This is a genomic window from Odoribacter sp. AF15-53 (assembly GCF_003479425.1).
Classification (GTDB): domain Bacteria; phylum Bacteroidota; class Bacteroidia; order Bacteroidales; family Marinifilaceae; genus Butyricimonas.
In genome coordinates this window covers 697,383-720,244 of record NZ_QUHC01000002.1, presented here as the reverse complement: position 1 = coordinate 720,244, position 22,862 = coordinate 697,383, and the positions used below count along the sequence as shown (strand labels likewise).

Here is a 22,862-nt window from a genome sequence, read left to right as displayed (position 1 = left end):
GAGATTATGAAAATAAAGAATATATTTAAATTACTGGCGGTGGCGGGGACTTTGGCTTTGCCGGTTTCTTGCTCCGACTGGCTGGACGTGAAGATGAGCGATAAGATCATGGAGAACACGCTCTTTTCTACGAACAACGGTTTTATGACAGCCCTGAACGGGGTGTACATGGGAATGGTTGATGTGTATGGTGAGGATTTGAGCATGGGGATTATTGACGTGCAGGCTCAATATTATAACATGGTGAACGGTAATCATAATTACAAAGTGTTTGCGAATTACCTGTACGATGATGAAGCCTTTAAAAACAGGTCTAACTCGATATGGACGAAGATATATTCTTTGATTGCGAATATCAACGGGTTGCTAGTACATTGTGACGAAGAGAATAGTGCGTTGCGTGAAAATTATTATCCGTTAGTGAAGGGGGAGGCTCTGGCGTTACGTGCGATGCTTCATTTTGATTTGTTACGTCTTTACGGGCCGTCTTATAGTGAGAGTACGAAGTCGATGATTACGATTCCTTATCAGGATGAGGCCAAACGCGATATTACTCCATTGCGTTCTGCCGAAGATGTGCTTGGGAAAGTGATCAAAGATTTGGAGGAGGCCAGTAGATTGTTGAAGGATAATGATCCTATTTTTACCACCGGGGTCGGTAATGCGGTGACTTCTGATGATGGGTTGGAGCGTGCGGATTTTACTTATCGTCAGTTACGTTTGAATTATTTTGCGGTGCAGACTCTTTTGGCACGGGCTTATTTGTGGAAAGGGGATAAGAGTACGGCTTACCGTATTGTTAAAGAGGAGGTGATCGACAAGAACAAGGTGGATGAGGAGAATATGATTTTCCCGTGGACGACGCAGGCTCAGGTGGAGGCTGACGGTAAAAACGATCTGTTGTTTTCTTCCGAGGTCTTTTTTGCGATTTATAATTCGAAGCGTTCGACGTCGAATTCGCGTTATTTCGCGTCGGCTTTACAGCTTACTTCTCGCTTGACTTTCGTGGGGAGCAATCCTTCCAATTCTCAAATTCCCGTTTTTTATGATGACCCGGATAATGATTGGCGTTCAACTTTGGGCTGGGCCGTGTATACCTCGTCCGGGAGTGTTACGGATGATGACGATGATGACAATGATGATGACGACGATAGTGAGAAAGTGGATGAGAGTAGTTCCTTGTATTTTTTGAAGTACGCGGATGCTTCTCGTGATGCGGAATTGGATGGAACGGAAACTTACCTGTACATGGTTCCTTTGATTCGGTTGAGCGAGGCTTACCTGATTGCGGCAGAATGTGCGGCTACTCCCGAAGAGGCGTTGACATATCTGGTCTCTATTCGCGAGCATCGGAATTGTCACATGTCTATTGCTGCAACTTCTATGGATGAGATAAGGGAATTGGTGACGAACGAGTTTGCCCGGGAGGTGATCGGTGAAGGCCAGTTGTTTTTCTATTACAAGCGTTTGAATCTGGAAACGTTTCTTGATGGATCTAATATCCGTGGTCGTTACGAGATGTTGACCGATAATTATAGATGGCCGTTACCGGATGTGGAGATTAATAAACGAGGTTCGACGAACGATTAAAACAGGTTGTTATGAAGATGTATAATTGTAATATAATGATGTTCCTATGCGTTATAGGAGGTCTCTTATTTGTTGGTTGCGAGAAAAAAGAGGTGATGGAGTACGAGGGGGTGGATGGTATTTACTTTGATGTGCAGTACGGTGCGGTTCACGGGAACGAGAGTCTTTATGCCCGGCAGAATTACACGTACGTTTCTTTCGGTACGCTGGAGAGCGAGGAGGCCGATATCACGATGAAGGTGGGAATTGCCGGCTCTATCAAAGATTATGACCGCCCATTCCGGGTGATGATCGTGCAGGATAGCACGAATGCCATTCCGGAAGAGGAGTATGCGGAGTTTGCGGAAGAGCAGGTGATCAAGGCAGGAGAAAATCACACGTATGTGACTTTGAAGGTGTTTAGATCGCCTCGGTTGACCAAGGACACGGCACGGATTCTGTTCCGTATTGATCCGGGCGAACATTTCACTTTGCCTTTTTCCGAGGTGGGGAAAATTCCCGGACGGTGGAATGACACGAAAACGCAATTTAAGACGAATGGTGATCCGGCCGAACATCATGTGTTTTTCAATAATATTTTGCAGAGACCGGCCGGTTGGGGTGCGAACGAATATTCCAGTTTTTTTGGAACTTTTTCTCCAGAAAAGTATCAATATTTGATGGATATAACCGGATATACCAAAGCTCATTTCGAACAATTGTCGGCGATTACTCAAGGAGGGCGCGGAACTAAAATCAGGATGACTGCCGTGACGGATTTAAACCGTAGATTCAATTTGGGGTATTACAGGCTTCAAAGAGGAGATGCGGATGGTTGGCAAGAGTGGATGCTGGAGGAGAGAGGTACCATGATGTGGGTTCCCGGAATTACTTGGTGGAATGAAGAGACTCGTCCGGAAGAGTTGGTGAAACAATATTATAAACCTCAAGAAAATGAATAAATATGGGAGGAGAGAAAATGAAATACGGATTATTTTTACTGTTATCCTTGTTCATGTTGCAAGCTTGTGAGGTGGAGGACAAGGGAAATTATGATTATACTCCTCAGAACGGGGTGACGATTACTTTTGCCAGTGACGAGACCAATCAAACTTTGGAGAAAGGTGTGGATACGTTAATGATTCATCCGACCGTGGTTGGAGATGTGTATGGTGAGAACGAGGATAATTACGAGTACAAGTGGTTTTTTTGTTCCGGACAGGTGCATGAACACACGGTGGTAGGGACGACGAAGAATTTGTCGTGGCCGGTATCTTTAAAACCGGGTAACTATACGCTCTATTTTCAGGTGATCGATAAGGGTACCGGCTTGGAGTGGCTTAATAGTACGAGCGTGACTGTTTTCAGTGAATTGACTCAGGGGTGGATGCTGTTGGGAGAGACTCCCTATGGGATGGTTCAGATGGATATGTTGGTGATGAAACCGGATGGATCTCTTGTGTTAATCAAGGATATATTTGATAATTCGGATTTGCAACTGAAAGGGGGCCGCAGTTTGGTTTTCACGGGAAACAGGAGTGGGCAACAAGCTAAGGCACATCTCTGGTTGATGACGGATGAAAAGGATGTGAAGTTGACGTGGGGGAACAATTTTTTGCCTGTCGGCGAGTTCCACAATATGGTGACGGTTGAGGAGATGGAGGTTTCCAAGATAACACCGAGGCTTCGCAATATGTTCCCGCGGCAATCTAATTGTGGGTACGGAACTGCAAATACCATGCGGAATTATCAAAGTCGGGGTGTCGTGACCGATAGTGCAATTTATATGACGACATTGGGGTATGATGGTAGTGAAGTTTATGTAAACCCAATGAATCGTTATAGTGCCACCAGCAAGGAATTTTTTAAACCGTATCATATGGCATTCGTGCTTGGGGGGACAAGGCCTACCGGTAACGTGTATCCTCTATTTTATGATATGGATGACAATTGTTTCGTAAAACCTGGGGCTGTTTATGGTACGAATGCGACTTATTGTTCAAAATTAGCAGATCGTCCGGGAGATCCGTTCCCTTGGAATCAATATAAAAGGACTATCGTGTATGGCGAAAATCTGAGAAATTCTTCGTCTGATAACGCGTGTAATTGTGTGGCGTTAATGAAAGATACGGAGGGAGAGGATATCAATTATTACGTTTATACCTTCCGGCCGGGTGCGAAAGGTTGGATTGGTACAGCACTTTCTGATCCGACGAAGATAAGTGGGTACACGGTAGATAAGACGGTGGCTGTTGATTTCGATAAAGCGACGTGTTATACTTTTATGTCAAATTCTAATGTTCTTTTGTATTCTGTGGGTTCGACGTTATATGCTTATAACTATACTTACAAGACAATAAATTCTATGGAGTTGGAAAGTGATATTTCTCGCATAAGTGCGGATGCTGTTCTTAGTATTGCTAGTTTTTGGGTGAGTACGTACGATGAGGGAAGTCAGAAGGGAGAATTGAAGCTTATGCAGCTTGGTGGAACGCAAATGCCTGAATTTAATTATGATGAGGAGGATTGTTGGCCGCTTACGATGAAGATGGTGGATATTGAATGGAAATACGGAGAAGATCCTGCTGAGGAAGAACCGGATAAGGAGTAGAGTGGATAATTTATGAATGGTTGAGGGGTGTCATTATTTTTGACACCCTCTTGCCTTTAAGTATTTGACAAGATGAAAAAATTGATTTTATTGACGATGATTTTAGTCGTGGGAATGACAACTTTCGCGCAGACTAAATTTCGGGAACTTTCGTGGCAAGAGGCTATCGAGACTGCAAAGCGGGAGCGTAAGATGGTGTTTGTGGATTTTTACACGGATTGGTGCGGGCCATGCAGAACGATGTCACGGGATGTATTCCCGCAGAAGCAAGTCGGGGAGTATTTTAACGGGAAGTTTGTTTGTTTGAAGTTGGATGCGGAGAAGGGGGGACGAGATCTTGCCAAACGTTTTAATGTTACGGCCTATCCCACGTTTATCGTGGTGGATACGAATGGAAAGGTCCGGGCCGAGTTGAGGGGGGCGATGAATGCGGATAAGTTTGTCGCCAAGATGGAGGAGGCGTTGAATCCCGAGTACGCACCGGATAGGTTGGCGGCTCGTTATGCCAGTGGCGATCGTGCGCCTGATCTGGTAAATCGTTATGCGCTATATTTGATGGAGCAGAAGAAGGAGACGGAAGGTTTTAAGGTGGTGAACGATTATTATGCTTCGTTGACGGATGCGCAGCGATTGGAGGCTCAAAATTCTTTTCTGTTTACTCGTTACTCGCAGGATTTGAGGGATGAGAAGGTGATTTTCATGGTGGAACACCGGAATGATTTTGATGGTTCTGTGCGTAAGTTGATTCTCGATAAGATTGAACATTTGTATAATTTGGAATTAGGACGTTATTTTTCCGGTTATATGTTTCGAGAGGGAGTGTATAAGGAGGAGGATTACCAGGCTTTGAAACGGAAGGTGCAGGAATTGGGGTTGGTGGAAAAGAATCGATACGAGCCGATGTTTCGCTTGATCGAGGGGCGTGTGAAGGAGGATGATGCCGCTTTCTTGAAGTTGTGCCGGGAGAATTTCGAAGCGTTGAGTAGTACGACTCGTAATTTATTGATTATGAATATGACACGTCTGGTGCAATCGGATGATCCGGAGGTGCTGCAACAGATGTCCAAGTTTGTCCGGACGTATTTGAACGTGTTACCCCCGGCGGTGGTTTCTTTTGCCGGACGTATGTTGGATGATATCGAGAGTAAGATAAAGAAGTAGTAGATGTGTGTTTCTTCAACTCCTTCGTTGGTTTCGCCGCCACCTTCACTATGAGTAGGGAAGGGGCGGCGAAGTTTCTTGAAAGAAAAGTGCTTTGATCAAGTTTTTGGGAGAAAATTTTGAAAATTGTTAGAAAGGAATGTGATTGTAATGAAACATATTGGCGTGAAATGAGTATTTTTACAGATTAGAAGATAATTTTATGGGACACGATCATTCACATGCGGGACATCAACATAGTCATGGAGAAAGCACGAAGAATCTGGGGATCGCTTTTTTCTTGAATTTGGGATTCGCTATAATAGAGATTATTGGCGGGTTGTGGACGAATTCGGTCGCGATTATTTCCGATGCGGTTCACGATTTCGGGGATGCTTTTTCTATCGGGGTTTCTTTTTTCTTGGAGCGTTATTCTAAAAAGAAGAGGACGGTTACTTTTACTTATGGTTACAAGCGTTTTTCGACGTTGGGGGCGTTGATCAATTCTATCGTTTTGTTGGTGGGTTCGATTTTCGTGTTCATGGAAACGATTCCCCGTTTGTTTCATCCGGTTCCCGTGAATTATTCGGGAATGATGTGGTTGGCGGTAGCCGGGCTTGCCGTGAACGGTTTTGCGGCTTTGCGATTGATGAAGGGAAATTCAATCAGTCAACGGGCCGTGATGTTGCATTTGCTGGAGGATGTTTTAGGATGGCTGGCCGTGTTGATCGGTAGCGTGATTATTCGTTACACGGAATGGTATTTTATTGATCCCTTGCTCTCGATTTGTATCGGAATATTTATCTTGACGAACGTGTGCCGGAACCTGTACGCTATTTTTAGAATCCTGTTGCAAGCAACTCCGGACCACATGCCGGAAGATAAGGTGAAGACGATTTTGCAAGAAGTGCCAGGGGTGAAGGAGGTGCATGATTTGCATGTATGGACGCTGGACGGGGAAAAGAATATCGCTTCGGCACACTTGATTGTCGCGGACGATACTTCCCGGGAAGAGGTTATCCGGGTAAAGCATGATGCGGTGGATCGGTTGAAGGAAGCGGGTATTGATCATCTGACCGTGGAGATCGAGTACGAGACGGAAGGATGTTATAGTTGCCCCGTGGAGTGATTGAGTAGCTTGTCCGATGGGGTTGGGGGTGTTCACGATCTCTTTGAGGTAAGAATCGTCGATGGATAACCATTGTTTCTGACGGGGAAATAGAGTGTGTTATTCCCGGAAGAGGGAGAATATGATTATCTAAGAAAAATATTTTTAATTTTAAACGGTACTTTGTAAAATATTTTACAAAGTTTTTCTTATATTTGTGGTGAAATATATATGATTTCTTTGAAAAGCGAAAGACTATGAACGACTCGAACATCACGAATAAGGGTTCTTTACCGGGCTTGAAAGAGAAACGATATTTGCAGAAAAAGACAATTATCGGTTTTCTTTACAAGATGGGAGAGTTGTCCAAGCCGGAAATCTGTCGTCTGACGAATGTGACGACACCGACGATAAGCCGGATGCTTGACGAGTTGATCGTCGAGGGATGGGTTGTTGACCGGGGATGTGGGAATTCTATCGGGGGGAAGCGCCCTCACGTGTTCTCCTTGAATCCGGATGCGGCTTATATATTAGGTGTGGATGTCGGTCGCGAGTATTTGAGGATTGCTATTTTTAACTTGAAGAATGAACCGATAGAGGGTATCCTGGAATATCCTTCCATACTGGAGGCACAGGATGATGATGCCACGCTTCGTTATATTCAAGAGAAGATTGACGAGACGATCGGCCGGTTGAAGATTAACCGGGATAAGATTAAGATGGCGGGTTTCGCTCTTCCGGGATTGATTGATCGGGAGGGAACTTCGTATACTTATTTGACGTATGAACATCCGGGGTTAAAGCATATTTTAGAGGAAATGTTGCATATCCCCGTGTTTATTGATAACGATTCCAACGTGATGGCTATGGCGGAACACACTTTCGGGGTGGCGAAGGAGGTTGATAACGTGTTGTGTGTTAGCGTGAATGAATGTATCGGTTTGGGTATGATACTGAATTCAAAGTTATATCGTGGGGGAATAGGTATGGCGGGAGAGTTCGGACATATTCGTATCTCCGGGTTGGACGCACCTTGTCATTGCGGGAAGATCGGTTGTTTGGAGACGGTTTCTTCCGGTCGGGCGATCGAGAAGGTTGCAGGAATGCCGCTTCAAGTTGTTATCGAGGCGGCTAGGAAAGATGATATTTCGGCGATTGATTTGTTGCACCAAGCGGGGGAGAAACTGGGAGAGGGGATTACCACGATGATACACTTGTTTAACCCGGATATGGTGGTGATTGGCGGGGGTGTTGTCGAGGCGGGCGATTTGATGATCGTTCCGGTGCAGCAGGCGATTAATAAATACGCGTTGGCACGCATGCGGGGCCATTGCGAGTTAAGAATGAGTAGCTTAGGCGCTTATTCGGCGATATTGGGTACTTTAATGATGGTCACGGAACATTTGTACGATGATGCGGAATGCGGGTACTCGCTTTATTAAGAGGTATATAAAAGAAAAATGATATGATGATTACTAAGAACTACATCGCTAAGGGCGAGGGTGCTAACAGGTTTGAAAAGATTCCTGTTCAGATTTATGAGACAGCGGACAAGGCTGTGAAGGCCGTTGCTCGCGAGATAGTGGATTTGGTGCAAACCAAAGCTGCTAGTAGTGAAAAGTGTGTGCTGGGGTTAGCGACCGGGGTTTCCCCGATCAAATTGTACGAGGAACTCGTGAGAATGCATCGTGAAGAGGGAGTCTCTTTCCGTAATGTGGTGACGTTCAATTTGGACGAGTATTTACCGATGCCGAAGGAGTCGGAACAGAGTTACCATTATTTTATGCATCATCATTTGTTTGATCATATTGATATTGATCCCAAGAATATTCATATCCCGGACGGGACGTTGGAAGGAGACGAGATTGATCGTTTCTGCCGGGATTACGAGAAAGCGATAGAGGCTGCCGGGGGAATAGACCTTCAGATATTGGGTATCGGTCGTACGGGACATATCGGTTTTAACGAGCCGGGGTCTTTTATTACCTCGCAGACTCGGAAGGTTTTCTTGAACGATTTAACGATAAAAGATGCTATAAAGGATTTCGGAAGCCGGAATCTGGTTCCCACGAAAGCGATTACGATGGGAGTGGGTACGATTATGCAGGCCCGGAGGGTTATCCTGATGGCTTGGGGAGAGAAGAAAGCCCCGATTATTAAGGCAACCGTGGAAGGGCGAGTTTCGGATTCTGTTCCGGCAACGTTCTTGCAGATGCACCCGAACGTGCAGTTCGTGATCGACGAGAGTGCTGCCAGCGAATTGACTCGTGCCGATTACCCGTGGTTGGTGAGTAAGGTGGAGTGGGATGATAAATTGATCCGTAAGGCGGTGATCCGGCTTTGCCAGAAATTGAAAAAGCCGATCCTGAAAGTGGAAGATCGGGATTATCAGGAGAACGGGTTGTTTGATTTGGTTGAGCGTTTTGGTTCTGCCAACAAGGTGAATATAGCCGTGTTTAACGATATGCAACATACCATTTCGGGATGGCCGGGAGGAAAGCCGAACGCGGATGATTCTACCCGCCCGGAAAGAGCGAATCCTTACCCGAAACGGGTGTTGATTTTCAGCCCGCATCCTGATGATGACGTGATTTCCATGGGAGGGACGGAGGCTCGTTTGGTGGAGCAAGGGCATGAGGTGCATGCCGTGTACCAGACTTCCGGGAATATTGCCGTGTTTGACGATTATTTGTACGAGATGATGGATATTGCCGATTTGTTCGCGCAGGATATGGGGCTTTCCAACGAGAAGTACAAGCAAGTGAAAAAGGCGATTCATGATCTGAACCCGGCAGAGAATGAACCTCAGGAGATATTAAAATACAAGGCTGCCTTGCGTTCGGCAGAGGCTTTGGCTGCTTGTCGATTTATGGGAATACCCTCGGAAAGAGTGCATTTTTTGAATATGCCTTTCTACGAGACCGGTTCCGTGAAGAAGAAGCCTTTGGCACAAGAGGATATTGATATTATCGTGAACTTGTTACGGGAGGTTAAACCTCACCAGATTTATGCTGCCGGGGATTTGGCTGACCCGCACGGGACGCATAGTGTTTGTTTGGATGCGATCATGCAGGCCTTTGATATCGTGTGTGAGGACGATTGGTTTAAAGACTGTTACACGTGGTTGTATCGCGGGGCTTGGTTGGAATGGGAGATCGAGAAAGTGGACATGGCCGTGCCGGTAAGCCCGTCGGAGTTGTCGATTAAACGGCAGGCGATCTATAAACACGGTTCACAGAATAACGGGCCGGCTTACCCGGGGGATGATCCCCGTGAGTTTTGGCAACGGGCGGAAGACCGTAATCGCAACACGGCCGATCTGTATAATAAATTAGGTATGGCGGAATACGAGGCGATGGAGGTCTTTGTGCGCTATCAACACCGGAAATAAATGTTGTGTTTTATATTTTTTTTGCTGGAGCGGGGTCTTACGGGACCCCGTTTCTTCATATTGTCCGCGGCGAATTGAGGGGCAGAGGATGTTGTAGGTTATTTATTGTAACGGATATTACAGTGAATATCTGTTACAATAATTGAGCCGGGAGGTAACGATCAGGCTTTTCGTTCAATTTCTTTTAAGTTCTCCATTTTCTTTTTCCTCAAGAAGCCTTGGATGTCTTCGAGGTGTTCGGTGACTTTCTTGTTGCCGAATTCGTAGACTTTTTCAACTAATCCGGTGAGAAAATCACGGTCGTGCGACACGACGATGAGGGTGCCGTCAAAATCTTTCAAGGCTCCTTTCAAGATGTCTTTCGTGCGCAAGTCCAGGTGATTGGTAGGCTCGTCGAGGATCAAGAGATTGACCGGGGAAAGCAATAGTTTAATCATTGCCAAGCGGGTTCGTTCTCCACCGGAGAGGACTTTAACTTTTTTGTCTATGTCGTCACCGCTGAACATGAAGGCTCCGAGCATATCTTTTATCTTGTGCTTTAATTCCAGCGGGGTAACGTCGTCGATGGTTTGGAAGACCGTGAGGTTTTCGTCCATTAGCGAGGCTTGGTTTTGGGCGAAGTAACCGATTTTGACATTGTAGCCCAAGGTTAGTTTTCCGGAATAGGGTATCTCTCCCATGATACATTTCACGAGGGTTGATTTTCCTTCGCCGTTACGTCCCACGAAGGCTACTTTCTCGCCTTTCTCTATCGTGAAGCTGGCGTTTCGGAATACGATGTGTCCGTCGTAATCTTTGGTAAGTTCCTCTGCCGAGACGGGGTATTTCCCGGAGTTGGGGGAAGGCGGGAATTTTAATCTTAAAGCGGAAGTATCTTCCTCGTCGACTTCCAGTATTTCGAGTTTCTCCAGCATTCTCACCCGGGACTGCACTTGCAGGGTTTTCGAGTAAGTTCCCTTGAATCGCTCGATAAATTCCTTGGTTTCGGCAATCATCTTCTGTTGTTCGTCGTATGCTTTTTGCTGTTGGATACGGCGGTCTTGGCGTAACACGAGGTATTGCGAGTAATTCACCTTGTAATCGTAGATGCGTCCCATGGTGACCTCGATGGTGCGGGTGGTGATATTATCCACAAAAGCCCGGTCGTGGGAAATCACGACAACCGCTTTTCCGTTGTTCACGAGAAAATCTTCCAGCCATTGAATCGAATCGATGTCGAGGTGGTTGGTCGGCTCGTCGAGTAGCAACACGTCCGGGTTTTTGAGCAACATTTTTGCCAATTCGATGCGCATACGCCAACCTCCGCTAAAATCGGAAGTCGGGCGGTTGAAGTCTTCCCGTTGGAATCCCAGCCCCAAGAGTATTTTCTCGACGTCCGCCTCGTAGTGCGTGGAGTCTACGCTATAAAACTTCTCGCTCAGTGCGGACACGTCTTCGATCAGTTTATAATATTCGGGAGAATCGTAATCGGTTCTCTCTGTCAGTTGTTGGTTCAAACGTTCAATCTCTTTCTCCATCTCGAAAAGATGGGCGAATGCTTGTGCGGTTTCGTCGAAGACGGTACGCTCGTTTTGCGTCATCAGGTGTTGGGGCAGATAAGCGATCACCGTGTCTTTCGGGCAAGAAACATTTCCCCGGTTGGGTTGTCTTTCTCCGGCAAGGACTTTCAACAGGGTAGATTTTCCCGCTCCGTTTTTACCCATGAGGGCGATACGGTCTTTGTCGTTAATCACGAATGAAATGTCTTTAAAAAGTGCTCTGTCTCCAAATTCTACTGTTAATCCGTCTACTGAAATCATATTTAATTGAAAATTGAAAGTTGAAAATTGAAAATGGATGAACCATTTCCAAATGGCGTCGCGAATATAAGATAATTTGTTTATATTTGTGGTATAAATAGCTGTAAGGCAAATTGCAAATTTGAATCTATGAAGACAACAATTATTTTCGGGCATCAATTTCAAGTGGAGGTCATGAGCTTTGAGTCGTTCAAGGGGAATAACCGGGCTTGTTGTTGCTGTTGTTGTCTGTCTCGATGTTAATCCCGTAAATAGCATTCTTTAATAAGAGTTACGCGTACTCCGGTGATTGAACGATTTCCGGTTTAGTCGTGTATTTTGTTGCTAGATCACTTGCGTGTTAATCATGGGCAAATTCCGTTTTCCACGGAAGGGTACGTCAATCTAAAATCATAAATCTAAAATTGAAAGATGGTAAAGAATAACATTCTTGAAACCATAGGGAATACCCCTATGGTGCGTATTAACAATTTTAATCTGAATCCTCGGGTGAATATTTACGCTAAGTTGGAGGGGTTCAATCCCACGGGGAGTATTAAAGATCGTATCGCTTTGCAGATGATCGAACAGGCGGAACGAGAGGGACGGTTAGTACCGGGGAAAACGATCATCGAACCGACTTCGGGGAACACGGGGATCGGGTTGGCCATCATCGGGATCGTGAAGGGGTATCCCGTGGAAATCGTGATGAGCGAGGCTGTGTCCGTGGAACGTCGAAAGATTATCCGTTCGTACGGTGGTAACGTGATCCTGACTCCCGCGGCGGAAGGGACGGACGGGGCTATTCGGCGGGCGCATCAACTCGTGGCGGAGAATCCCGGAAAGTATTTTATGCCGGATCAGTTTAGTAATGCCGGTAATTATCAGGCTCATTACGAGAATACGGCTATCGAGATATGGCAGCAGACGGAAGGGGAGATTGATTATCTGGTGAGTGCTTTGGGGACTTCCGGAACGATCATGGGGGTATCCCGTTTCTTGAAGAGGTGTAAGCCGGATATAAAGGTCGTGTGTGCTCACCCGGTGAAAGGGCATTACATCCAGGGCTTGAAGAACATGGAGGAAGCTATTGTTCCGGCGATTTACGATCCGTCACGAATTGATATACAGATCATGGTGGAGAGCGAGGAGGCAATTCGCATGGCACGTGAGATTATTGCACGAGAGGGGATATTTGCCGGGATGAGTAGCGGGGCTGCCATGGTGGCTGCCTTACGGACGGCTGAACGGATTGATGTGGGGAATATTGTGGTGATTTTCCCCGATCGTGCGGAAAAGTATTTGAGTACCTCGATGTTTTGGGATTTAGCGGATTATTAGGGGAACGGGGTGTTGATATTCCCTGTTTTTTAGACATTTTTTTGATTCGGTATAGATATTGTAGTATAAAAGAGAACAAATTAATTGGAAATATCGTAAAACATCGTTACGAATAAATATATGTTATTATGCAAATATCAGATATAGGATTGATCGGGTTGGCAGTAATGGGTGAGAATCTGGCCTTGAATCTGGAGAACAAGGGGTACACGGTTTCTGTTTATAACCGGGTGCATCCCGATCGGGAGAGTGTTGTAACCCGTTTCGTGGAGGGACGGGGAAAAGGGAAGCGTTTCCACGGGACGTACACGATCGAGGAGTTCGTGGAGTCGATCCGTTTGCCGCGAAAGATCATGTTGATGGTGAAGGCCGGGAACCCGGTGGACGAGTTGATTGATCAGTTAGTACCGTGGCTTTCGCCGGGGGATGTTATTATCGACGGGGGAAATTCGGATTTCCACGACACGGAACGTCGGGTGAAGATGTTGGAGGAGAAAGGGCTCTATTTTATCGGGGCCGGGATTTCCGGGGGAGAAGAGGGTGCGTTGAACGGTCCCTCGATCATGCCGGGAGGTTCCGTGACCGCGTGGCCTTTGGTGAAGGATATATTACAAGCGATCGCGGCGAAGTTGGAAGACGGTTCGCCTTGTTGCGAGTGGATGGGGCCCGGTGGTGCCGGACATTACGTGAAGATGGTGCATAACGGTATCGAGTACGGGGATATGGAGTTGATCGCGGAGGCTTATTCAATACTGAAGAAGAGAACCGGGTTGGATAATGACGGGTTGGGAGATATTTTCGAGTTGTGGAACCGGGGAGAGTTGAATAGTTTCCTGATCGAGATCACGTCACATATATTGCGTTACAAGGAAGAGAATGGGGATTATCTGTTGGATCATATCTTGGATGTTGCCGGACAGAAAGGAACGGGGAAATGGAGCGTGATGGCCGCGTTGGATGAGGGCGATCCGTTGACGCTGGTATCCGAGGCCGTGTTTGCCCGATTCATGTCGACGTTGGTACGTGAGCGGGAAAGAGCTTCCGTGCAATACCCGGCGGGAAAGGTTGGTGATATGGAGGCTTGTATCAAGTTGAACACTTCCGGGATTGAAGCCGTGCGGGATGCTCTCTATGCCGCGAAGTTGATTTCTTACGCGCAGGGGTTCTCGTTGATGCGCCGGGCTTCCGAGCGTTACGGCTGGGATTTGGATTACGGGACGATTGCCAAGATATGGAGAAAAGGATGTATTATTCGTTCCGTGTTCTTGGAGAGGATTACCCAGGCGTACACGAAGAACCGGGCTTTGGAGAATCTTTTGTTCGATGCTTTTTTCCACGAGATGATGGAAGGGGCGCTTCCGGCATTGCGAGGCGTGGTGGTTGATTGCGTGTTTAACGGTATCGCGGCTCCTTGTTTCTTCTCGGCGTTGAGTTATTTTGACGGGCTGCGTAATTTTATTTCACCGGCCAATCTGATTCAGGCGCAGCGGGATTACTTCGGGGCGCATACTTACGAGCGGACGGATGCGGAGAGAGGTAAGTTTTTCCATACCGACTGGACGGGGAAAGGCGGAAAGACAGTTTCAGGAACTTATAATGTGTGAGAACGAGATTTATGAATAGACCGGAAGATCAGGTTTTAGTAATATTCGGGGCATCGGGTGATTTGACAAAGCGTATGTTGATGCCTTCTTTATACGAGTTGCACGTGCGGCAGATGTTGCCGGAACGTTTTGTTATTTTGGGAACTTCGAGAAAGGAGATGAGCGATGAAGAGTTTCGGTTGTCTATCCGCGTGATGTTGGAAGAGTTGAAAGGCGAGAAGGGGATAAACGGGGAGGACGTCGATCGTTTCTTGCAGAAAGTGTTCTACCAGTCTTTTGATCCCGTGGAGGGAGCCGATGAGTTGGGGGAACGGGTGATGTTCTTGATGGAGGAAAACGCTATCCCGATGCGGGTGGTGTATTATCTGGCCACGCCACCGGATTCGCAACAGGCGATCACGAGATATATCGGGCGGAGTTGTCTGTCCGGTGTGAAGGAGCGGGGCGGTTGGCAACGGATCGTGGTGGAGAAACCTTTCGGGACGAGTCTCGAAACGGCACGGGCGTTGAATGAATCTTTGTTGCAGGTATTTTGTGAACAGGAGATTTACCGGATCGACCATTTCTTGGGAAAAGAGACGGTGCAGAATATTCTGGTTTTACGTTTTGCCAACGAGATATTCGAATCCCTGTGGAACCGGAATTACGTGGATTACGTGGAGATATATGCATTGGAATCACTCGGCATCGAGAAGCGGGGGAAATATTACGAGGGAACGGGAGCTTTGCGGGATATGATCCAGAATCATCTGATGCAGTTGTTGGCTTTCGTGGCGATGGAGTCCCCGGCAACGATGGAGCCGGAAGTTATCCGGGACGAAACGGTGAAGGTGTTGAAGTCGCTTCGACAATGGACGGGCGAGGATATTCCCCGCAATGTTATCCGGGCTCAATACGGGGCCGGAGAGTCGAGGGGAGAAGCAGTTCCGGGGTACCTGGAGGAAAAGGACGTGGCGCCGAATTCCGACACGGAGACTTACGTGGCGTTGAAAGTCTTTATTGATAACTGGCGCTGGAGTCACGTGCCGTTCTATATATACACGGGAAAGCGCTTGAAGGATAAGCGTTCCGGTGTGGTAATTCATTTCAAGTCTACCCCGCACAAGTTGTTCCAAGGGCAATGCGAGGGATCTTCCTGCAACCAGTTGATTATCCGCATGACCCCGGATGAGGGCGTGATGTTGAAGTTCGGGTTGAAGATGCCGGGCGGAGGTTTCACGGTGAAACAGGTAGGGATGGATTTCTTGTATGCCTCGCTATGTAATAATTATTTACCGGGGGCTTACGAGCGGTTGTTGCTGGATGCGATGCACGGGGATTCAATGCTCTACACGCGGGATGACGCTTTGGAGGCAAGCTGGAAGTTTATCGACCCGATCGTGAATTACTGGAAGGAGCATCCGGGTGAACGCTTGCTGACGTATCCTGCCGGGAGCGAGGGACCTGATTTGACCGGGGTCTGGGATGTACAACCTCCTGTTTCGAAAGAAGATAAAAATGTTTGTTGGTTATGACGATAGATTCACACACGGGATTGGTGCTTGAAGGTGGCGGTATGAGGGGTGTTTTTACTGCCGGGGCGTTGGATTATCTGATGGATAATGATATTCGTTTTCCTTACACGATAGGCGTCTCTGCCGGGGCTTGTAACGGGCTTTCGTATGCTTCCCGACAACGGGGGAGGGCAAAGATATGCAATATTGATTTGCTGGATAAATATCATTATATCGGGGTGAAGTATTTCTTCACGAAGAGGAGTATCATGGATTTTGACCTGATTTTTGATGCGTTTCCGACCCGGATTATCCCGTATGATTACGATACTTATTTCGGTTCGCCCGAACGTTTTGTCATGGTGACAAGTAACTGCCGGACGGGAGAAGCGAATTATTTCGAGGAGAAGCATGATCCGGTACGGCTGTTGAATATTTGCCGGGCATCTTGTAGTTTACCTTTCGTGTGTCCGATCTCTTACGTGGACGATGAACCTATGTTGGACGGGGGGATTTGTGATGCGATTCCGATTCGGAAGGCGATAGCGGACGGGTTCGAGCGGAACGTGATAGTTTTGACTCGTAACAAAGGGTACAGGAAGGACGAGGCGGAGAAGTCGGTCCCTTGGTTTATGTACCGTAAGTACCCGGCTTTGCGGGAGAGTCTGAGGATAAAGAATAAACATTATAACGAGACGCTTGATTTCGTGGAGAAGCTGGAGGAGGAGGGGAAAGCGATCGTTATCCGTCCCGAAAAGCCGCTGGTTGTCGACCGTATCGAACAAGACGTGGAGAAATTGACTGGTTTGTATAATGAAGGGTATGAATGTGCCCGGAAGGCATTAATGATTTGATTGTATGGAAGAGTTGACATTAACGACCCCTTCTATTTTGTTTTCCGCTATATCGCTTATCATGTTGGCGTATACCAATCGTTTTCTGGCGTATGCCCAGGTGATTCGGAATTTGAAAGGGGAACACGAGAGTCGTCCGAATGCGATGACGAAATTGCAGATTGATAACTTGCGCAAGCGGCTTTACATGGCCCGGTCGATGCAGATATACGGGGTGATGAGCCTGTTGCTTTGCGTGATATGCACGTTCTTTATTTATATCGGTTTGCAGACGATAGCGGTGTATACTTTCGGATTGTCGTTGTTGCTTCTGGTGATCTCGTTGGGAATATCGGTGAAAGAGATTCTTATTTCGGTGAAGGCGTTGGAATACCGGCTGGATAACGTGTTGCCGGATGAGGAAAAAGGTGAGATTCAATAAACAGACTGGCGTTTTTAGCCCATCCGTTTTATTGTAAAATAGTTTGTGTTGTGGACGAGTAGTAATTATTCGTAAAATTGTTATTGTCATTTTTTTCTCTATTTTTGTGGCCTTAAGAGTATTTTTTGGGTGTAAATCATAAAATGATGTCTAGAAGTGATCAAAATAGTGATGATTTTTTATTTGACTCCATTCGTTCCGGCAATATTGAGGCTTATGAGGGTTTATTTAAAAAATATTACTTGTCTATGTGTATGGTCGCTTGCCGTATTGTCGGGGATGAGGATATTGCAAAGGATATTGCTCAGGAAGTATTTATTCGTTTGTGGGAGAAGAGGGAAACTTATGATTTCGAAGTGACGCCGGATATATTTTTATATGTAGCTGTAAAAAATAGATGCTTTGATTATTTGAGGAAGCAGAAAAAAATGCCTGTTCAGGATAATTTGAGTGCAGCTGACCATGAATACTTTTTTCGCGACATATTGATTGAAGAGGAAACATATCGGATTGTTAATGAGGCAATCGATGCTTTGCCGGCTCAAAGTCGCCGAATTATGAAATTAAGTTTGGAGGGTAAACAGAATAAAGAAATTTCAGAGGAATTGGGAATTACTGTAAACACGGTTAAATCTTTGAAATATAAAGCAATGGATGTCCTTCGAGTGACGTTGAAGGATTATTATTATGTACTCTTACTCCTGTTGTCAAAAATATAATTGAAAAAAAACGGAAAGTCCGCTCATCCTTTTCTGAAATTTTGACGTTCTGTAGATAGAAGTATAGTTTAAATTAGGACGTTTTATGATAGTATATCCGAAAGATTATAAAATATCTTGTTTGATTGCCAAAAAGATGATTGGTACAATTCTTCCTGCCGAAGAAGAAAAATTGGAGGAGTGGCTGAAAGAGGATGTTCGGAATCGGGAACTATTCGAACATATTTTTGAAGGAAAAAATCTTCCGGATAGGGATTTATATGCCGGATGTTTGGAGGTAGATGATACGTGGGAGATGATGAAGCAACGGTTGGGAGTGCGGAATAAACGTAGAAGTATATCACCTTGGTGGATGGGTATAACGGCTTCTATGATTTTACTTGTCGGGATAGGATTTTATTTGGGACTTTTTAGAAAACCGATAGTACAAGAGACAGCACAACTGATAGCTCGTATTGAGGTGGGTGGTTCCAAGGCTGTTTTAATTACTTCTTCTGGTGATGAGATCGTGTTGCAGGATAGTGCAATGCAATTGATTTCATTGGGAAGTGGTATGGTCGTCAGGAATGACCGTCAGCAGGTTTCTTATGAGGGAATTGCAGGAAAAGATGGAAACAATGTGTTAGAGTATAATACGATCCGGGTGCCTCGTGGTGGGGAATATAAATTATTTTTGTCTGATAGTACGGAAGTAATTTTGAATTCGGATTCTGAAATACGATTCCCTGTAAAATTCGGGAAAAACGAGCGGGATGTATTTTTACGAGGAGAGGCCTTTTTTATTGTTAAAAAAGATGTCTCGCGTCCGTTTGTTGTGAATGCGGATAACAAGATTTCTGTCGAGGTATTGGGAACTCAATTTAATTTGCAAGCTTATCCGGATAAAAAAAATGTGGAAACTACGTTGAATGAAGGATTAGTACGGGTGTATGACGGAAAGCAAAGTGTGAAGATTCAACCGAATCAACAAGTTGTATATAATAGTGACGTTAAGCAACTTGTCGTTCGTCCGGTAGATGCAAGCCTTTATTCCGCATGGAAGGATGGACGGTTTGTGTTATTGAATAACACGTTGGAGGATATTATGATTTGTTTGGGGCGTTGGTATAATATTGATGTATTTTGGGTAAACCCGGAGTTGAAAGAATATCACTTCTCCGGAGAATTAGCTCGGTATGAGGATTTTACAGAGATATTGGATATGTTAGAGAAAGCTACTAGGGTACATTTCGAGGTGAAAGATAGAACGGTGTTTGTGAGTAAAATATCTAAATAGATGTTGTTATATATAAAGAGCAGAAAATATTGGTACTATTTTCTGCTCCTAGGTGAATTTTAATAACGATTAAAAAGTCAATTATTAATCATTAAGCATGTAAAAGTATGAAAAAAAACGGAATCGAAGTCTTTAGCGGGATGCAAAGATTTAAAAAGATGCGATTTATTTTTAAACGCGGCCTTCTTCTTCTGTTTACGTTTCTCTTCTTCCTGCAAGTAGATGCGAAATCTCAGGTTGTAAGATTGACGATGAATTTGAAAAATGTTACTATTGACCAGGCGATCACGGATATGAGCCAAAAAACAAGTTATCGTTTTTTGTATCAAGTGGAAGAAGTCGTGAAGTTTGGAAGACGAGATTTGCAGGTGAAAGATGCAACTTTAGAAGAAGTATTGAATGAATTATTGAAAGATACTCCTTTGTCTTATGTAATTCAAAATGATGTAGTCATTATTACTCCGGTAAAAGATGAGAAAACGGCGGGAAAACCTCGATTGGTAAAAGGTAAGGTGATAGATGTGAAAGGTCTACCATTGCCGGGTGTTACTATTCTTATAAGAGGTACTAAATTGGGAGTAATAACAGATGTCGATGGTAAGTTCAAAATAGAAATACCTAAAATGGATAGTACGGTACTGGTATTCTCGTTCATTGGGATGGAAACAATCAATCATCATTTGAGTAACAATCGGAATAACGATGAGAAAGAATTGGTAATCACAATGAAGGATGATGTGAAAGAGATGGATGAAGTGGTCGTTACTGGATACGGTAATATAAAAAAGGAAAGTTTTACGGGTAGTTCGATTTCCGTGAAACGTGAGGATTTATTGAAGGCGTCTGCCACGAATGTTATTCAAGCATTATCTTCTTATGACCCATCGTTTCGGATTCAGCAAAGTAATAAATGGGGATCAGACCCGAATGCGATTCCTGAAATATATATACGCGGTCGTTCGGGTATAGGGGTGAAAGACTTGGATAAAGATGCGTTGTCAAAATCCTCTTTGAAAAATAATCCGAACCTTCCGATTTTTATCATGGACGGGTTCGAGGTGGGCGTGCAGAAGGTGTATGATATGGATCCAATGCGGGTGGAAGATATTCAGATATTGAAAGATGCGGCTGCCACTGCCATGTATGGTTCTCGTGCGGCGAATGGCGTTGTCGTGATTACGACTGTCGCACCCAAGCCGGGAGAGGTGACTATTTCTTATAGTATGACCGGAACCGTTTCTATGCCTGATCTTTCGGATTATAATTTAGCCACGGCTAGAGAAAAATTGGAAATAGAAACGAAGGCAGGGCTTTATACGCCTAAGTATTTTATAACTTGGAAGCAAGCATTGGATGCATATAATGAACGTTTATTGCGGGTTCAAGAAGGAGTGAACACGGATTGGTTATCTCTGCCTCTACGGAATGCTGTGAATCACAAGCATAGTCTGTCTATCGAGGGAGGGAATGCTGATTTACGTTATGGGCTTGATCTTTCCTATAATAATAACAATGGTGTTATGAAGGATTCTTACCGGAATACGATGAATTTAGGATTTCACGTGGATTACCGGCTTAAGAATTTGCAGGTTGTGAACTATATCGAGTATAATTACACGAAAGCAAATGAATCTCCTTATGGTGATTTTTCCGATTATGCACATTTGCAGCCTTATGATCGTCCTTATGATAAAAATGGGAAGGTGATTGAAGGTACTTTGGAATTTTCCACGATACCTCATCGGGATACAAAATTGAATAACCCATTGTATGAAGCCCTTTTGAATAATTTTGAGGTTGAAAAAGGGGATGTGTTTATAGAACGATTAATGGCACGTTGGTATTTGACCGATTATTTATACCTGAAAGGGCAATTTGCCATAACGAAAGAGTTTAACAGGAGAGAGCGTTTCATTGATCCTCTTTCCTCGAATTCGACGTCTAAAACACTGGGTGAAGATAAGGAATTGGCGGGCGACCTTTATTTGGTGAAAGGGGAATCTACCAATTGGGATGTACAGGTCGGGGCGTATTTTTCGAAAGTGTTCGGCGGTCACGCGATCAATGCCTCGGCGGTGATGAATACAACTTCCCGTTTCTCCGAGAGTACTTCCAGTCACTATCGCGGGTTTCCTTCCGGGGAATACCATTCACCCAATTATGCTGCAGAAATTACACTAAAGCCGAACAAAACACAGAGTGCGAGTCGTTTGGCTGGATTCCTGTTGATGGCGAATTATACCTGGAACGATATTTATCTGGCAGATGTATCCGCACGTTTTGACGGTTCTTCCGAATTCGGATTGGATCAGAAATGGGCTCCGTTCTGGTCGTTGGGAACGGGTATTAACGTTCACAAATATAACTTTTTGCGGAATAGTAAAATCATTAATCGCATGAAACTCCGTGTTTCGTACGGGCAAACCGGTAAAGTGAATTTCCCGTCTTATAGTGCGCGGACGGTTTATAAGACTTTCGATCGTTGGTATATCAGTGGGTTTGGTGTCGCACTGAAAGCGTTGGGAAACAGGGATTTGAAATGGGAAACGACGAATAAATTGAATGTCGGTACGGATTTGGAATTTTGGAATAATCGGATCTCTTTTGTTTTCGATTATTATTACAATAAAACGGTGGATTTGATCACAGACGTGACTCTTCCGGGATCTTCCGGATTCTCTTCTTATAAAAGTAATCTGGGAGAAACTTTGAATAAAGGATTTGATATTCAGTTTCGCTTCGATGTAATGAAAAATAAAGATTGGAACGTGGCTTTATGGGGTAATTTGAATCATAATAGAAATGAGATATTGAAAGTGTCGGATGCCTTGAAAGCGTATAATTCTCAAGTAAACGAGCATTATGAACTTGCGGAAGAGAGTCAAACACCGACGAGTGCATGGATTAAGGGAGGGAAAACATATGAAGATTTTGTTAAGCCGATCATGAAATATGAAGAGGGAGCTTCTTTGACGGCTATTTATGGTGTACGCTCATTAGGTATCGATCCTACTAACGGAAAGGAGTTATACTTGTATCGCAACGGTAAAGCCAGTAACGTGTGGAAAGCCAGCGAGGAGGTTGTACTTGGAGATACTGAGCCCAAGGCGAGTGGTTCTTTTGGAATAAATGCGACGTATAAGAATCTTTCATTGTTTGTTTCATTCGCTTATGAATGGGGAAAGCAAACGTATAATGAAACTTTAATTATGAATGTCGAGAATGCGGATATACAGGGAAGCAACGTGGACAAACGGGTGCTGACTCAACGTTGGGAAAAGCCGGGTGATATTGCGCCTTTGAAGGATATACAAGATATGAACAGTGTTACCTTGCCGACTTCTCGTTTTGTGCAGGATGAGAATGTTTTATCTCTGAGTGCTTTGAATTTAAGTTATGATTTTAATCCGGCGTGGTTGCGTAAGATTTACTTGAAGACCCTTCGCCTGGAAGCAAGTACAAATGAGTTATTCCGTTTATCGACTATCAAGCAGGAGCGGGGAACCAGTTATCCTTTTGCCCGGACGGTGAATTTTTCTTTACGTGCAACTTTCTAG

At 45.0% G+C, this 22,862-nt stretch carries 16 protein-coding genes; 15 read left to right on the top strand and 1 reads right to left on the bottom strand.

Features of this window, described 5'->3' with window-relative positions; translation table 11 throughout:
* The first annotated feature begins 6 nt into the window (after window positions 1–6).
* The 7 genes from DWW52_RS07430 (at window position 7) to nagB (ending at window position 9,819) form a co-directional block, all read left to right on the top strand.
* Window positions 7–1,590 (top strand): RagB/SusD family nutrient uptake outer membrane protein, encoded by a 1,584-nt coding sequence (locus DWW52_RS07430; RefSeq protein ID WP_118714822.1) that lies wholly within the window; start codon window positions 7–9, stop codon window positions 1,588–1,590.
* 11 nt (window positions 1,591–1,601) lie between these two features.
* A complete protein-coding gene (locus tag DWW52_RS07425; protein WP_118714821.1) occupies window positions 1,602–2,531 on the top strand; it encodes a DUF4843 domain-containing protein in 930 nt (309 codons plus the stop codon).
* A gap of 2 nt (window positions 2,532–2,533) precedes the next feature.
* Window positions 2,534–4,180, top strand: coding sequence for a PKD-like family lipoprotein (locus tag DWW52_RS07420; RefSeq protein WP_118714820.1), 1,647 nt, complete (start codon window positions 2,534–2,536; stop codon window positions 4,178–4,180).
* A 72-nt stretch (window positions 4,181–4,252) separates the two neighbouring features.
* On the top strand, window positions 4,253–5,341 hold the full coding sequence (locus DWW52_RS07415; protein WP_118714819.1) for a thioredoxin family protein: 1,089 nt from the start codon (window positions 4,253–4,255) through the stop codon (window positions 5,339–5,341).
* Window positions 5,342–5,543: 202 nt separating this feature from the next.
* Window positions 5,544–6,449, top strand: coding sequence for a cation diffusion facilitator family transporter (locus DWW52_RS07410; RefSeq protein ID WP_118714818.1), 906 nt, complete (start codon window positions 5,544–5,546; stop codon window positions 6,447–6,449).
* Window positions 6,450–6,685: 236 nt separating this feature from the next.
* Window positions 6,686–7,870 (top strand): ROK family transcriptional regulator, encoded by a 1,185-nt coding sequence (locus DWW52_RS07405; protein WP_233556758.1) that lies wholly within the window; start codon window positions 6,686–6,688, stop codon window positions 7,868–7,870.
* Window positions 7,871–7,896: 26 nt separating this feature from the next.
* Window positions 7,897–9,819 carry a glucosamine-6-phosphate deaminase gene (gene nagB / locus DWW52_RS07400; RefSeq protein WP_199691972.1) on the top strand — a complete coding sequence of 641 codons (1,923 nt, stop codon included), beginning with the start codon at window positions 7,897–7,899 and terminating at the stop codon, window positions 9,817–9,819.
* A 161-nt stretch (window positions 9,820–9,980) separates the two neighbouring features.
* On the opposite strand, the gene DWW52_RS07395 is transcribed toward nagB, so the two are convergent.
* Entirely contained in the window at window positions 9,981–11,618 is a 1,638-nt protein-coding gene (locus DWW52_RS07395; protein ID WP_118714992.1) for an ABC-F family ATP-binding cassette domain-containing protein, read from the bottom strand.
* 411 nt (window positions 11,619–12,029) lie between these two features.
* On the opposite strand from DWW52_RS07395, the gene DWW52_RS07390 reads away from it, so the two are divergent.
* From DWW52_RS07390 to DWW52_RS07355, 8 genes are all read left to right on the top strand, one after another.
* Window positions 12,030–12,938, top strand: a complete 909-nt coding sequence (locus DWW52_RS07390; protein ID WP_118714816.1) for a PLP-dependent cysteine synthase family protein — start codon at window positions 12,030–12,032, stop codon at window positions 12,936–12,938.
* A 128-nt stretch (window positions 12,939–13,066) separates the two neighbouring features.
* The gene (gene gnd / locus DWW52_RS07385; protein ID WP_118714815.1) at window positions 13,067–14,542 is read left to right on the top strand and encodes a decarboxylating NADP(+)-dependent phosphogluconate dehydrogenase; all 1,476 of its coding nucleotides are present in this window, start codon (window positions 13,067–13,069) and stop codon (window positions 14,540–14,542) included.
* An 11-nt stretch (window positions 14,543–14,553) separates the two neighbouring features.
* Entirely contained in the window at window positions 14,554–16,056 is a 1,503-nt protein-coding gene (zwf, locus tag DWW52_RS07380) for a glucose-6-phosphate dehydrogenase (RefSeq protein WP_118714814.1), read from the top strand.
* Window positions 16,053–16,889: a patatin family protein gene (locus DWW52_RS07375; RefSeq protein WP_118714813.1), complete on the top strand. Its 837-nt coding sequence runs from the start codon at window positions 16,053–16,055 to the stop codon at window positions 16,887–16,889. The genes zwf and DWW52_RS07375 overlap by 4 nt, the downstream gene beginning before the upstream one ends.
* A gap of 4 nt (window positions 16,890–16,893) precedes the next feature.
* Entirely contained in the window at window positions 16,894–17,310 is a 417-nt protein-coding gene (locus DWW52_RS07370; RefSeq protein WP_118714812.1) for a DUF2721 domain-containing protein, read from the top strand.
* Between the two features lie 146 nt (window positions 17,311–17,456).
* Window positions 17,457–18,029, top strand: a complete 573-nt coding sequence (locus tag DWW52_RS07365; protein ID WP_118714811.1) for an RNA polymerase sigma-70 factor — start codon at window positions 17,457–17,459, stop codon at window positions 18,027–18,029.
* 85 nt (window positions 18,030–18,114) lie between these two features.
* The gene (locus DWW52_RS07360; protein ID WP_118714810.1) at window positions 18,115–19,305 is read left to right on the top strand and encodes a FecR family protein; all 1,191 of its coding nucleotides are present in this window, start codon (window positions 18,115–18,117) and stop codon (window positions 19,303–19,305) included.
* Between the two features lie 107 nt (window positions 19,306–19,412).
* Complete coding sequence (locus tag DWW52_RS07355; RefSeq protein WP_118714809.1) at window positions 19,413–22,862, top strand: SusC/RagA family TonB-linked outer membrane protein; 3,450 nt, start codon at window positions 19,413–19,415, stop codon at window positions 22,860–22,862.